The 15,386-nt window shown below is 36.5% G+C and carries 9 protein-coding genes; all 9 read right to left on the reverse strand.

The features are described from left to right. Window positions 1-26: 26 nt before the first annotated feature. Entirely contained in the window at window positions 27-563 is a 537-nt protein-coding gene (locus FEZ08_RS03500; protein ID WP_138190328.1) for a hypothetical protein, read from the reverse strand. Window positions 564-568: 5 nt separating this feature from the next. Further along, the gene (locus FEZ08_RS03505; RefSeq protein ID WP_138190329.1) at window positions 569-1,096 is read right to left on the reverse strand and encodes a hypothetical protein; all 528 of its coding nucleotides are present in this window, start codon (window positions 1,094-1,096) and stop codon (window positions 569-571) included. A gap of 221 nt (window positions 1,097-1,317) precedes the next feature. Further along, window positions 1,318-1,623 carry a hypothetical protein gene (locus tag FEZ08_RS03510; protein WP_138190330.1) on the reverse strand — a complete coding sequence of 102 codons (306 nt, stop codon included), beginning with the start codon at window positions 1,621-1,623 and terminating at the stop codon, window positions 1,318-1,320. Between the two features lie 82 nt (window positions 1,624-1,705). Then, window positions 1,706-2,053, reverse strand: a complete 348-nt coding sequence (locus FEZ08_RS03515; protein WP_138190331.1) for a hypothetical protein — start codon at window positions 2,051-2,053, stop codon at window positions 1,706-1,708. A 15-nt stretch (window positions 2,054-2,068) separates the two neighbouring features. After that, window positions 2,069-3,280 carry a hypothetical protein gene (locus FEZ08_RS03520; RefSeq protein WP_138190332.1) on the reverse strand — a complete coding sequence of 404 codons (1,212 nt, stop codon included), beginning with the start codon at window positions 3,278-3,280 and terminating at the stop codon, window positions 2,069-2,071. Between the two features lie 511 nt (window positions 3,281-3,791). Next, on the reverse strand, window positions 3,792-4,460 hold the full coding sequence (locus FEZ08_RS03525; protein WP_138190333.1) for a hypothetical protein: 669 nt from the start codon (window positions 4,458-4,460) through the stop codon (window positions 3,792-3,794). Window positions 4,461-4,471: 11 nt separating this feature from the next. Beyond that, window positions 4,472-13,669: a DUF6531 domain-containing protein gene (locus FEZ08_RS03530; protein WP_138190334.1), complete on the reverse strand. Its 9,198-nt coding sequence runs from the start codon at window positions 13,667-13,669 to the stop codon at window positions 4,472-4,474. Window positions 13,670-13,695: 26 nt separating this feature from the next. Beyond that, window positions 13,696-14,175, reverse strand: coding sequence for a hypothetical protein (locus tag FEZ08_RS03535; protein WP_138190335.1), 480 nt, complete (start codon window positions 14,173-14,175; stop codon window positions 13,696-13,698). Between the two features lie 3 nt (window positions 14,176-14,178). After that, complete coding sequence (locus FEZ08_RS03540; protein ID WP_171014919.1) at window positions 14,179-15,285, reverse strand: tetratricopeptide repeat protein; 1,107 nt, start codon at window positions 15,283-15,285, stop codon at window positions 14,179-14,181. Window positions 15,286-15,386: the final 101 nt, after the last annotated feature.

Raw genomic sequence — 15,386 nt, forward strand, 5'->3', positions numbered from 1 at the left:
GGGGTTTATATTAATATAATTAATTATCATTCCTGAGGAGAGCAAACTTTTATATAAAAACCTAACTCATTGATTTTACTTACCAACTCTTTTGATAGTTCCACACAACTTAGTTTAAGAAAGAAATTATCCCAAACCCTGAATACAAAGTATTTATTTTTTGAATAAAAACCACTTTCTAATGCTTGACGGCATATCCCACAACATATTTGTAAGACATCTTTTTTACTTAAAGTACTATTTAGTGATAGATTTTCTATTGTTGAGATAATTGAATCATCGCATTCAGAAAAATATCCCGCTAAAAATTGATAATCTTTATAATTATCGAGTTTTAGTGGGAAGAATTCATTAACTTCTTGTTCGTTAATAATTAATTCTAAACACTTTAAAAATTTATTTTCTATTAGCTTAAAATCATTTTTGGAAACAATCTTGCCATTATATATATTACCAATCTCTTGAATATTATCGAAAATCTTATACTCACCAATATATCTCCCCTCATTGTTGAACTCATCTGGATTAAATCTAGAAATTTCATATTGTTTCAAATCAACCACTCTCTCTACCTCCACACACCTTTAGTATCTCTACCTTCTTCTTTCCAAAACAAATTCAGTTGTTTCAGTGTCACTTTATCCACTCTGTCAAACTCAGAGCATTCTAGGTGCATATAGTAATCCCAACCCATTTCAATAACTAAATGTTTATTCCTGGAAAATAATGTTCCACCACTATTACTTCTTAACATTGCCCTTATAATCAATTCAATATTATTACCCTTTATTTCATCACCATCACTAAAATGTTTAATTAATTGGTTAATTTCAAAAGCAAAAGGTAAAGATATGTCTGCATATGAAAAGAATTTAAAATCAAAACTCCATAGTGCGTGAACGTCATACTTCTTCACTAGCCCCAAACAAAAGGCAACAAGATTATTTTCAACATCTAAATAGTTTTTAGCGGTACAGATACCATCATCAAATAGTTTGCCGATATCACTAACACTTGTCCACTCATCTTTTATATATGTGCCATGTTCATTCCTAGACTGTGGATCATATTTACAAATCGTATACTCCTTAATCATAATATTTCTTTGCCACCTTCAATAAATAGTTTCGATAATGCAACGTTATTTACTTTCCAGACATAGTATTTTTATAACCTTAAAAATAAGGAAACCAAACAAGACAAACTCGTTTGGTTTCTAACACTAATATTCTAATTCTAATAATATAAAATAAGTCTATCAGAAAATAGTCAAAATATCAACAAAATGAGATATATAAATTTATTTTTATATTCTTATTAAATTAGTTTTTTTAATGTTTCATTAATTTTAACACTAAACTTTTCTCTTCCTGCTTCATTTAATGAAACCTCTTGAGTTCCCCATAATGATGTATTATTTATATAATTTTGTATCAAGTATAAATCAGTTATTTTTTTCTCATTGATGTATATATCTAAATAACCTTGTTGATTTAAATCAGTTAAAAAACTTATGACTTGTTGACTAGTATATTCACAATCATTTTGTTTAAATAATAATTGATTCATTTGTATTGTTTCAAGTAAAGATAATAATAATAAGTTTTCACAATTGTCTATCATCTAATTACCTCCTAATAATGGGGGGTCACTACATAAGTTCGTTTGATTTCTAGATCTAATATTAATTAAACCAACCCTACGATTATAAGAAAATACCATTTAATTCTTTGAATTCTTCTGGGATTTTTTTATCTACAAATAAAGACTTTCTCCAAAATGCAAGATTATCAAAAATAACTTCATATTTAAAATGTTCTACAAACCAGTTTTTTTCATTAAGTATAATTTCATAATATTTGTTTTTATCCAGTACTCTTTCATTAATATCAAACAATATAAAATAACCTTTGTCTAAACCAAATAAAATTATTTTTTCTAGTAATTCTAAACTGCATTTTTTTTCATCAATAAAGTTTATTCTCAAATAGTTTAGCATACCTTCTTGCTCCCAAATTTCCTGTAACAAGAATAAAAAATCAGTTTTTTTCAATTTTTCCACCTCCAATTATGGTATTAGCTGAATTCTTACTATAGGCCCGTAACCTGATATTTTTAGATATGGACCTGCATGAGCTCCATCACCCCAAGTATTTTGACCATATCCAAAATTCAGTTGATATGATCCACCTTTACCATTTAGATACTTAACTCCATTACCATCATTAAGTGGTGTTTTTTCCCATCCCTGATTATTAACAAGTTCTTCATCCAAGAAGTCCTCTACTTCATTAAAACTCTTACCTTCAAAGCTGTCTGGACTCTTCAAATCCATTCCATTACTTGAAGAATTATTAGTATCAGAACACATAATAGTTCCATCACTAGCATATACTGGGGTTGGTGGTGTTGTTACTATAATGACCAGTGAGGCTGCAGCTAATGAAAGCCCTAAGCTTCCACCACCAGTTTGTGGAGAGAAGAATATTCCAGCCCCTACCATAACACCTACTAAGATGGCACCACCAATTTGTTTAACTTGTGCTCCCACACTTGCCCAATCTATTTCCCAACCGCTTTTTCCACACTGCCCCTTCATTACAAGATTGTAATTCATTGCATAGTATGCCAAAGCCGCGGTTGAGTGTTGGAATGCAAGCATCTCATCCAGACTATTAAACGTAGGCACTATTCCAGAATTCAACTGACTGATTAATATTTCTAATCTAGTTTGATTAGTATAAGTAATAGTTGGCACAAACCCTTTAGCTTTTATCAAAGCCTGAGCTGCACTTAATTTTTCTTGATTATATAAATCACAAAGTTTCTTTAATTCATTAAGATATCTTAATTGGTCTTGTAATGACATCGAATTGAGGTAATCATAGTCAATCATTCCTCCAATTGTGCCTTCAATATAATCAACTAAATTATCCTTTGTTTTTTTAGCAGCTGCTAATGCATTCCCAGCTTCTCGTTCTGCTGTTACTCGAGCATTATTTTCAGAAACATAGCTTCCCGTTCCCACCATATAGCCAAGGCCTGTATAATAATTTTCCAATGCTTGTCCGTTGCCAGAAAGCCCAACATTTGTTGCTGTTTTTTTAGGTGGAATGTATCCACCAGGTGGCTGACTAGTTGGACGATAATTATCAGTTGATACAGTTTTGGGTGGTTTAATTGAACGTGGATAATGACCATCTGGATCAATATTATTTATTGCGTTGCTCCATGTATATACATATCTGTTTTGACTGATTGCCGTTTCAGGCTCTCCCATATAGCTATTATGCTGTCCAAATGTCCCGGTCTTGTTCCAAGCACATATATTGGCGTATTTCGAATGATTCTGCTCCGCGCCTCCCAGTCACGTATTTTAGATACGCTCCTACTCAATGCTCACAGAATAATCCGAACTCCACTCAATCTCTGCACTTGGTTAATTTAATTGACAACTGAGTCTCCGCCCCGTCAGCCGGCTCTAAAACCGGCTGTGAGGAAGTACTCTTGGGGTGAAGTCTCAGTTGTTTAGCATGCAAAGCATGCTTCCTATGTGGAAAATAGGAAACCCAAACAAGCATATGCTCGTCTGGGTTTCTAACACTAATATCTTTGATACCAATAATATAAAACAAGTTTATCAAAAAAAACCAAATATTTCAAGCGTTATATATTACTGGGTAATTTGATTCGCAGATAAACTATTAACCAAGGGGTTCACTACATAAACTCGTTTGGTTTCTAACAATTTCCAATCTGTTAGTCCAGTTACAGACCATCAATACAAACTTTTATTCTTCAAAATCAAGTACTATTTTTACATGAGCAATTGTAGTATTTATCCATTCAGCTAAACCAGTATATTTAATTGAAATATAATCGTTATTCTTCAGATATATTTTAATTAATAGTTCAACCATATAGTTACTATTTCGTAATAAGATTGGTTGAATCTCATGTAAAATATTGAAAAAATCGAAATCTGATATTTCCAAATCATAATATTTATTACTGGGTAGTGCTTCTTTCTCGAAAATCCACTTTATATTTTCATTTTTATTTATTGTATTTATTAATTGTTCTTGAGTAGATATGATTTCGTATTCTGAAACCTTACTTTTCTCGCATACTAATGTTGTTGAGATATAACTATGTGTTTCATTTTTTATAGGTTCAAAATACCTATCTAAACTTATGAATGATAGTTCGTCTAATATTTTTTCAGCAATTGCTTCACATTCAAGAATATCTTTAGTAAAAATATCTTTGCTAAAAAAACACATAAAAATTTTATATATAATAACTCCTAATTGTTTGGTTGTTACTTCTCCATAATAATCATTCAATATATATCGCTTTATGTTAGAAATTTCAGCTGAATATTCATCAGCACTCATCTCAGAAAATATTATCTCAACGGGATCCCAATCATTAATTACTTTTTTTAAAATATTATCCATTCATTATTCTCCTAACTTCCAAATATCGCCTTGACAATTGCCTTTATAGTTTCATCAAAATAACTTGATGGATATGCTGTAACAATTTTTCCTGTTGCTATATCAACAACAGCTACTCCTTCAGGAGTTATAAAAGCATATTTATTACCATTTTGAAATAATGCTTTCCCTGTATTTACCCAATAATTTATTTGTTCAAAAGTTATGCCTCTTTCACTCATTCTTTGTAAGATATGTCCCTCCGCATATAATGCTGAAATGTTTTCAGGTCTAGCAACATAAGTTCCCATATTTCCAAAATTAGTACCATAAGTTGCAACAGTATTTACTTTATCCCCATTGTTAGCAATTACTGTTCCAGCCGTCGCTCCACTTCCTGCCGGTGCAAAAAACCATGAACCATTTATCATTGCGGGAGCCGCAAATCCAAATGTCCACATCATTGCAACTAATCCAGCAAAACCTCCAATTAAATCTGTATACCAAGGGCCATCTAACGGAACAATAAATCCACTTCCTTGACTCATTCCTGAAGCTCCACCGCTATAATAGGCCATCATATCTTCTACAGTCTTAAATGTCGGCGTCTTTCCACTTCCAGCAATATACTGACTAAAATCTATATTCTTTCTATTATAGATCGTTGTCATATTGTTTATTCTTGTCTGGACATCATTCAGTGCCATCTTATCTTTTCCAACTAAATCACACAAGCGTTTAATTTCTTTTAAATATCTTAATTTTTCACTTGGTGTCATATTATAATATTCACTACCAAGCTTTAATCCGTCGGCATTGATTTCAGCTTCCATTTGTGCAATAGCCTGCTCAGTCCCCATTTTAAACTCTAAATAATAGCGATTATTTTCTATTTGATCTTCCCAATATTTCTCATACTTACTATAAGAATCATAAGTTCCACCACCGGACATCCCACTACTCGTTTGGTACCCTGGTTTAGAAATTGAAGGTGTATTATCACAACTGTATAAGTTCCCTTTAGCGTCTAAACACATTTTTCCACTTGGTTGTCCTGCTATTTGTTTTCCGCCTCTTCCAGCAGCATAACCACTTGGATCGGTTAGATTTATTGGATTATTATGAGTATACGTAAATCTATTCTGACTTATTGGAACATATTTATCTCCCATATAACTATCTTGCTGTCCAAATGTTCCGGTTTTAGTATCGTAATAACGGGCACGCAGATACTGTGTACCATTATAGTCATGACTTTCGCCATTATAACCATATTGATTATCCATTTTGCGGTTTGCCTGTCCAAAATCATTATAACTTACTTTAAAGCTCAGCGCTACTGTGTTAGTAAGGGTTTGTTGTCCAACAACACTGCCTTTGCCGTCATAAGCATAGTAATTTGTGCTTTCGCCACGTTTAGTATCACTCAAACGCTCGTTGCCATAAACATAAGTATGGACAGTTTGGTTATTTTTATTCGTTGTCTGCAACACTTCTGTATATGGACGATTTATGTCATTGATATAGTTGATTGTTGTACTGCTCGTCTTGGGTTCGTCCTCATCGTCTACTGGGCACGTTTGATTAAACGTGTCTAAATGGTCGGAGATGGTTTGGTGTAAGTTAGCGAGCTGTTCATTGGTTGTTTGGCTGACTAACTGTTGGTCATACTCTTCGTTGTAGGTATTATCATTTTTCAGGAAAGCGAGGAAGCTTGAACCTTCTGAGCTTTCAATAGTGGTTTTTTCAACCTTTTGTGTACGGTTACCTAAACCATCATACGCATAAGTAATTGTTTTACCAATTGACGACTCGGTTTTGATGAGTTGTCCTTCAGTATCATATTTAAATGTTTCAACGATTCCGTTTTTGTAAGTTTTCTTTGAAACATTGCCATTGTTGTCGTACTCGTATTTTGATCCGGCATCATTTGTGAGTGCGTTGTTGCTGTCGAATTGGTACTGACGACTAGTGATTTTACCATTGGTGGTTTCACTCATTGATGTTTTGTTACCAATCATATCATAACTATATGCATAGTTCTTGGTGTTTGCGCCAGTCTTGTGGCTTGAAGATGCTAAGCGCTCTTCTTCGTCATAGGTGTAGGTTTTATCAGTCGTTTTACCATCAACTGTTTCTTTTTCACTAACGATATTTCCACGCTCATCGTAAACATATTCCATATTGGTCAGAATTGTGCCCAACGATGTCATTGTTTTGGTTGATGCAATCTGGTTGTTATCATTATATGAGTAGTTTGTAACTGTGCCGTTTGGTAATGTTTTTTGGATAATATTACCAATTGCATCGTATTGATAGCTTGTTACTAACTTATTCGTAGAAGTTGATAGTAAGTTATCATTTTTATCGTATTCATATGTTGTTTTTGTTCCATCTGCATAGGTTAAACCAATGCGACGACCGATTTCATCGTATTGATATTTTACCGTTCCGTTTGGATGTTTGACTTCCGTCATGTCACCAAATTGGTTGTAAGTGATTTTTGTATCTAATTGGTTATTTTTTGTTATGTTTGTGACTTGGTTTGCGAAATTATAAGTATAAACAAACGTGTTACCATCCATCACTTTTTGAGTCTGGTTATTCAATGCATCGTATTTATAAGTAATTACGCGACCGTCTGGTTTTTTCTCGCTGATGAGATTTCCTTTTAGGTCGTAACTATATATGGTTACTTTATTGTTGCCATTAACGACTTTTGTTTGGTTGTTCATGTTATCGAATTCAAACTTGGTTGTCGCATTATTAGCGTAAGTAATTTGTTTCAAGTTGTTGTTCGCATCATACTGATACTTCGTCACAACATCATTTCTATCAGACACAAACTCAATTTGGTTATTTGCGTTGTATTGGTAATCAGTTTTAAAGCCTTGTTGGTCAATGATTTGAGTTTGATTGCCGTTAGCGTCGTAGTTGTATGTTGTTACATTACCCTCTGCATCTGTTTTGGTGGCAACATTGCCACGTTCGTCGTAAGTTGTTTCAACAACTTGACCTAAAGCGTTCGTTGTTGTTAACTCTTGATTATTTTTATTGTATGTATGACTTGTTGTTTCACATAGTGGATTAGTTTCGGATAACAAGTTACCATTTTTGTCATAAACATATGATGTTGTTTTATCTCCTGGTAATGTCGTCATTAACAATTGACCCAAAGCGTCGTATTCATTAGTTGTTTCATTGCCACGTTGGTCGATTTTGTTTTCAACACGACCATCAGTGTCATATGTTACGGTTTCGATATTTCCATTCGGAAACTTAGTTTCGATAACCTGTCCTTTGGAATCGTAAGTATATTCAGTAACGTTGTTATTACCATCAATCGTTTTGATGACCTGTCCAAAACTGTCATAAGTATTTTGCACACTTGGGGTTTTGTCTTGGTTGTTTTCAATTTGAGTAACATCACCATATTGATTATAGGTTGTTGTTTCAGTATAACCGTTGGCTTGCTTAGTTTCAACAAGTTGGTCAAAGTCGTTATAGGTTGATGTTGCGGCATTGCCGTTACCATCAACAGTTTTGACTTGTTGACCTTTGGCGTTGTATTCATAACGCGTAGTGGTTAATGAGTTGCTGACTTTATCTGCTTGGTTCCAAACGTTGTACTCGGTTGTTGTGATGTTGCCGTTTTTATCGGTAACTTGTGTTGGTCGATTTAAGACATCATATTCAGTTTCAACTGCATAGCCAAGCGGGTCGATTGCGATGATTTGGTTACCATTTTCGTCGTACTGATACTGGGTTTGATTGCCTTCAGCATCCTGAACGGCGATTAATTGGCCTTTCAAATCATAGGTGTTGGTCGTTACGCCACCATTTGGATCGGTCACTGTTGCTTCAAGTCCAGTTGGAGTGTATGTTGTTTTAGTGCTGTTCCCTAACACATTGGTTGTTGTGGTCACTTGACCTTTGGCGTCGTACTTGAATTCAGTTGTGTTGCCGTTTTGGTCAGTTGTGGCAATTGGATTACCAGTGTTGTCGTAAGTATATGTTAGGTTTTCGGTGTTGGTTGCACCACATGGCAGGCAGCTTACACCTTGAGTGGTGTCAGTTTGTCCGATGCCGTTGTAAGTTGTGGTTTTTTCGTTGCCACGGGCGTCGAGTTCGTGAACCACTTGGTCTTTGGCGTCGTATGTGTAGGTAGTTGTGTTGCCACGCATATCAGTTTCAGTGATTTTATTATTGTATTCATCATATGTAGCTGATGTGGTTTCACCTTTCCAATTCTCAGTTGTAAGTTGGTTGCCCATTGCATCATAGGTATATTTTGTCCAACGATTGAAATTATCATTGGTTTCGATTAAGTTGCCACTGATGTCGTAGGTATTGTACGTGATAACTCCGGTTGGCGCGATAGTAACGATTTGTCGGCCAACTTCATCGTATTGATATTCAGTAACTTGACCGAGGGCATCAAATGATTTGATGAGTTGCCCTTTAGCATCGTACTCGCTAGTTGATTTATTGCCGCGAGCATCAATGGCTTCAGTGATGCGGCCAACATTGTTATATGTTGAGGTTGTGTTGTAGCCAAGTTGGTCAATGGTTTCAGTTTGTTGTCCTTTAGCGTCATATACGTTTTGGACTATACCACCATCAGCGTATGTTGTTGTCGCAACTTGGTTACGAGCGGTATATGTATATTCAGTTCTGAAGCCGAGCTCGTCGATTTCAGCGATGACATTTCCGTTACCATCATATTCTTTGCGTTTTGTGTTTCCGGCACCATCAGTTATTGCAGTGATATTGTATTCACCATCATATTGGTAGCTTTGAGTTGTACCATTACGCATTGTGGTTGTGTCAACCAAAAGACCTGCATTATAGGTTTTGGCGGTGACAAAACCTTCGGCGTCAGTTTCACTTGCATTGGTGTCTGCTGCACCGAATACTGTATTAGTTGAGTGAATCCCTGTTGTTTTCTCGGTATTGTTACCATTGAAGTCATACTTATAAGTTGTTACTGTTCCCGCTTTATCAGTTGATTCAATTAATTGATTGAGGCAGTTATAGACATTGGTTTCCGTACTGCCATCTGGATATGTTGTTTTTAGCAGATTGCCTAAAGTATCATATTCATAACTAGTTGCTGCCCCATCTGGCTGAATGACTTTTGTTTGGACATTCAAAATCAAGTCATATTCATAAGTTGTTTTATTACCAAGTTGATCAATAGTTTCAAGTAAGTGTCCAGCACTGTCATAAATATTTTCAGTTGTTGAGTTATCAGCATAAATAGTCTTAGTCAGTCTATTGGCTGCATCGTATTCATATTTTGTCTCGTTGCCAAGTTCATCAAGTTCGCTTACCTTATTGCCATTAACATCATAACTAAATGTTTTGGTGCCATAGCTGTCAGTTTCAGTAAGAAGTCTGCCAATGTTGTCATAAGTATATGACTTTTGGTTGCCATTCGCATCTTGCTCCCATACTTTTTGGCCATCAGCATCATATTGGAATTTTTGTGTTCCATTTGGTTTTTGATATTCGACTAACTCACCACGTTTATTGCGGATATAGTTGGTGGCATTACCTAATGCGTCAATTTCACTTATTACCATACCGATTGCATCATAGCTGGTACTTTTCGTTCCAAAAGCATTCGTTTCTGTTGTTTTATTACCATTAGTGTATCCATAAGTAATTGTGTTTCCGTTGCGGTCAGTTTCTGATGTTTTTTGACCATCACTATTGTATGTCCAAATGATGCTTGAACCATCCGAATATGATACGCGCGTCATGTTATCATAACTGTCATATTCAAAAGTTGTTACTTCACCATCAAAGTTAGTAATTGATATTGGCATATTTTGTGTATTGTAGACATATGTTTTAGTTTTACCATCTGCTCGTGTTTCACTGGTGTTATTACCGTTTGCATCATATGTATATGTCATTGGTTCTTCTGTTGCGGTATCAAGTGCAGTTAAGTTGTTATCTGCATCATAGCTAGCCACTTTATTAGTTCCATCAGTGTTGATTTTTTCAGTTGTTCGTTTATTGCTATCGAAATAAACGATTTCCTGGCGACCATCGTAGTTGGTCGCAATCGTTGCATTTGCTTGGTATTCAAAGCTGACAACACGATTTTCAGCATCAACTTGTTTGGTAATTCGACCTTGAGCATCAAATTCGTTAGTAATCAAAGTAGGGTTGCCAGAAAGTCTTGATAAGTATGATGTCATCATGTATGGGTTGCTAGCGTCGTCATACTTGTATTGAAGTTTATAACCTTCTTGGTCGATAAAGGCAATTAAGTTGCCTTTATCGTCATATTCGTATTGCAATGTATTGCTATCTGGAAGGGTAATTTTCTCGACATAACCGTTCTCATTGTAATCAAATGTAGTGACTTTACCGGTTGGGCTGGTCATGGTTTTTAGGAAACCTAAGTCGTCATATTTGAATGTAATGTAGTGTTCATATCGGTCAAGCTTCGCTTTTTCGATGAAACCATTTACGCCAAAGGTGTATACGCTGCCATCGCCATTGGTAATTGTGTATTTATATACTGGGATATCAGTCGTTGTTGTTTTAGGTTTATCCCAAACAATATCATAATAAGCACTGTCCTCAGTATATTTGGTTGTACCGTCTTGAATCTGTGCTAAAGTCATCTGTTCGTTGTTTTGGGCAGTGTAACTTCCATCTGCCTCTTTAGTAAATAGAATTCGTTTTCCGGTACCATCAAAGTAGAGAATATTTCCATCCTCTTGGAAAGTAATGTGCTTATTCCAGCTGAACTCCCAATTGCGCCCGAAAATCGTTTCCACACCTTGAGCCACTGAATTATAATGACGTGATAGCTCAATTTGTTGGTCGAAATCGAAGAATTGTGCATCCTGATTGTTATAGTAAAAGTTTCCGGTATTGAGGTTCACTGGTTCATAACCAAATTCACAGTGTTTTCCCTGTCCCATCAGATATCCATCAATATTCTTTTTATCCTGCTCTGAAAGTGGTGCCGGCGTATAAGGTTTTCCTTGATTCTTTTTCGGATTACGGATGAAAATATAGTTGCCTTCAACCACTAATTCGTCGCGCATATGGTTATCCTGTAACATGACTACGCGTTTATCTAATGTGTTGATACCATAGAAATTGAGGATACGTGGCAGATGGTCAAAACTTTTTACCGTATAGGTTTGGAATGTATCGCCGAGGATCCATTCCCCCTCTTCTTTCACACTTCCATCGCTATTGAGAATTTTAGCCTTTACTTTCACTTGATATAAAGTATCTGCTTTTATCTTCTCGCCCATCAACAATGTCGATGCCTGCCAGTTACTTGAAAGTCCATAATACCTTTGTGCCTTATCAATAGCTGGATATAGTGGCGGCTCGTAGTATGGATATTGTCGGAATCCGGTTGGTGTCAAAGCACTTGAATCATAAACAATTGTACCTGGATTATCTGCTTCATATACTTGAATATCAACAACAGAACCAGGTCTTGAGATACCATCAAATCCTAAAGCTTGATACTTAATAACCCCGCCTTGTTCACTTGAAGTAAACGGGCGAATTGAAACAGTTGTTTTATCTAAAGCTAAATCATCAGGCACCGGTTCAGCGTTTTTATGTTTGATGGTAATGTATGGCTGGATATTATAACCCCAATTGGCATTATATTCATTAATATCACTATGATTAGCAAATAATAACCCAGCATCACCGCGATCGGCTTCAATCATAATACCGTAGTTAGGTGCGCCGCTGTACCAGCTGGTTACTGCCTCAGTAATATTAAATGGTACAAACTCATTGAATTCTTTATTAAAAGTTTTAGCATCATTGGCATGAACATTTACTTGGGCATCGGTAATTACTGAATTCCAGTTCATATTGCGCGGCTGTCCCCAGTACCAATCTTCAATACGATAAGCTCGGAAAGTCAAGTTATCATTTGTAAACGATGTAGAGCTTGAAGTATATTCCATAATATTTAATTTTGCTTCAACAATTTCCTGATTCGCACCAATTAAATTTTTGATATTAATACCATCAGTATTAATTATCGCTTTAAACATTCCCGTATGGTAGTATTGTGAGTCATTATTATAACCAATCATCAACATCTCTTCATACATTGTTCCTGCATAATATTCCGGTCCATATGCATTATGAGGGTCAGCATTACTAATACTATATGCTAACACTTGTCCGCTGCCACCTGGCCCAATTTTTTTATCATACACTTGTAAGTTAATTGGATAGCTTGGTGTTTGTTCCGGAGCTGATTTTAAACCAATTTTTAAAGTGTATGTATTTGTGCCATTCGCAATAGCTTCAATTGAAGTTTCTACACTATAAGGATTATCATCAGCATCGATTGTATAGGGCCGGTCAATCAGACCAAGCACAACTTTCGTATTGCTGTCAACAACAGCAACTTGAGTTTTTTCATCATTGGTTGCAAGTTCGGTACCTTCGCTTGTTGTATATGTATATTCTACAAACTCAGGTATTGCTGAAAAGAAGCGTTCATTGATTTGAACCCCTTTTGATAAAGCTACTGCCATCAACTGGTTTTCGCTGCCTTCTTCGTATACAATCCGGCTATCAACAACTTCACCGTTGGTTTGTTCCACAACTGGTGCGATAGTTGTTGTTACGCTATCATTACTCACGCTCACCGGTGTATTAACACCTAAATTAGTTGGCATTGTAATATCCAAATCGCTATTTTCCGGTGTATAACTCTTGTTACCGCCTAAAACGGAACGCAATAAACCCTCTGACTTTGGCTGAAGTGCTAAATCATAATCTTCTAACTCACCATCAGCATTTTCAAAATGAACTGCTTCACTAAAAACAAACGTTTCCCGGTCTTCACCTTTTTCAAAAGTTTTTGAATCAAGCGTCCGCAACGATTCAACCTCTTTATAGCCCTCATCTAAAAGCTCCTGATATGGCTTTGGCACTACTATCTCAGTATCAAATCCATCATTTGCAGCATCTAGTGGCGTTTGTGTTTCTGGCTGTGCCACTTCATTATTCGGTGCATTCTCCACCGACTCTGGTTGTTCATTATTGTTACTCGTCACATCCACATTCGCATAAGGACCTTCGGTCGCGATGCTCGCAGCAAACGTCGTCACGCTTTGCAACTGAATACTCGTCGCAAAAATCAACGCTGACAATCCCGTAAACGCAATCCGCTTTATCCACTTTAAAAAATGATTACCCTTCAAATTATCCTTCATAAAAAAAATCACCTATTCCCTATTTCCTACTCAATCACCGGCAACTGCTTATTCAAAAGCTCCAATTGCTCCAACGCTGCCAGCGCCGCCTGATAATCTCCTGAACGCACACTGTTTGCAAATGTTTTTAATTCTTCGCCTATACTTCTATATGTCGAAAAATACTGCACATATTGATCATAATTCGCGACAATGCTTCGTGGGTCACCGTTGACCCGCAAAGCATCAAATTCATCAGCCCGATCAATAAATTGCTGACCGATAGCATCAAATTCAGCTGCATACGGTTCGGTGCATAAATCTACGAAATCAGTATCCCCCAACACAAAATTCCATTTATCTTGTCCTGACTTATTCTTATCAATCAAACTCGTCACTTCAGTAGTATAACTATCAGCATCCAAAATTGTTGGCGCACAACCACGCAATAATAATAAAATGATTATCACTACAACAATAACAGCAGATACTACTGCCCATAATCCCTTGTTTTTTAAAAACCTCATATTCTAGTCCTCACTCTTTACTTGCGCTGCCAGCCAACCCGGCACACGCTCAATATATTTCGCATCTAACTTCACAGCCTGTTTGAAGTCAGCAATTGCATTCTCCTCAAGACCTTGTGTCGTCAGAATAAATCCTCTACCCAAGAAAAATTCCGGATTCAACTTATCCAAAGTAATAGCTCGATTGACATCAGTCAATGCCTCACCATTCTTACCTAGATTGTAATAAGCAATACCGCGGTTATTATAAAAAGTCGCCTCTTTATCATTCAACCCGATTGCTTGATCATACAACTTCTTGGCTTCCTCATAGTCGCCAAGTTCTGCCTTGTACAACCCCATATAGTTGTACACAACCGCTTCCTTCGCATCAAGCGTCTTCGCTGCTTCCAGCTCTTTCCACGCTTGCGCCTCTTTTTGCGTGCGCACTTCTTCAGTCACATCATCAGCAATCAGCATCAAAGTACTATAGCCGATAATTGCTTGATTCCGGGCATCCTTCGCATCCAGCTTCAAACCACTCTCGGCATACTTCTTTGCATTCACATAATCACCGGCATCAACAGCAATCTGCGCCAAAGTATGGTGCGGTTCTGCTAAATCAGGATTCAGCTTTATTGCCTCCGTCAAATCACTCTTTGCCTCATCCAGTTTATGTAATTCGTAATTCACATGGCCACGATTACTATACGCATATGCTGTCGGCTTAATCGCAATTGACTCAGTAAAGCTCTTCACCGCATCATCACGCTTGCCATCATGCCAAAAAATCATGCCCTCAACATCAGCATATTCTGCCGTTGTCTGCTCCATGATTCCCTTAGCTGTATTCAAATCTGCCCGCGCAGCTGCAGTCTGCCCTAAAGCAACCTCACTTCGCGCCTTATTAATCCACGCATCAAGATAATCCTTATCCAAATCCGTTACTGTCGCATACTTATCAATCGCAAGCTGATAATCGCCGGCATCATAGTACGCATCTCCCGCTGCCATCGCCTCATTAATCGCGACCGCATTTTGATCAACAACTGTTGTCGTACAACCTAAAAGCGTCATCAACACAACGCCAAAAAGCAGTACGCACTTCCCCCAAGGTGCACGTCTGTCCATAGTTTTTCCACCTGTCCTCTTCATATAGTTTTGCCTGCTTTTATTATCCTATATTTTCACATATATGTACAGCACTTTTTTGTGAAAAAAATAAAAAAAGC

Source organism: Culicoidibacter larvae, assembly GCF_005771635.1.
GTDB classification, from domain to species: domain Bacteria; phylum Bacillota_I; class Bacilli_A; order Culicoidibacterales; family Culicoidibacteraceae; genus Culicoidibacter; species Culicoidibacter larvae.

Bases quoted from the DNA above. Each gene is read 5' to 3' on its own strand.
- FEZ08_RS03525 (WP_138190333.1), bottom strand. From the start codon at position 4,460: ATGGATAATATTTTAAAAAAAGTAATTAATGATTGGGATCCCGTTGAG.
- FEZ08_RS03535 (WP_138190335.1), bottom strand. From the start codon at position 14,175: ATGAGGTTTTTAAAAAACAAGGGATTATGGGCAGTAGTATCTGCTGTT.
- FEZ08_RS03520 (WP_138190332.1), bottom strand. From the start codon at position 3,280: ATGGGAGAGCCTGAAACGGCAATCAGTCAAAACAGATATGTATATACA.
- FEZ08_RS03530 (WP_138190334.1), bottom strand. From the start codon at position 13,669: ATGAAGGATAATTTGAAGGGTAATCATTTTTTAAAGTGGATAAAGCGG.
- FEZ08_RS03540 (WP_171014919.1), bottom strand. From the start codon at position 15,285: ATGGACAGACGTGCACCTTGGGGGAAGTGCGTACTGCTTTTTGGCGTT.
- FEZ08_RS03505 (WP_138190329.1), bottom strand. From the start codon at position 1,096: ATGATTAAGGAGTATACGATTTGTAAATATGATCCACAGTCTAGGAAT.
- FEZ08_RS03510 (WP_138190330.1), bottom strand. From the start codon at position 1,623: ATGATAGACAATTGTGAAAACTTATTATTATTATCTTTACTTGAAACA.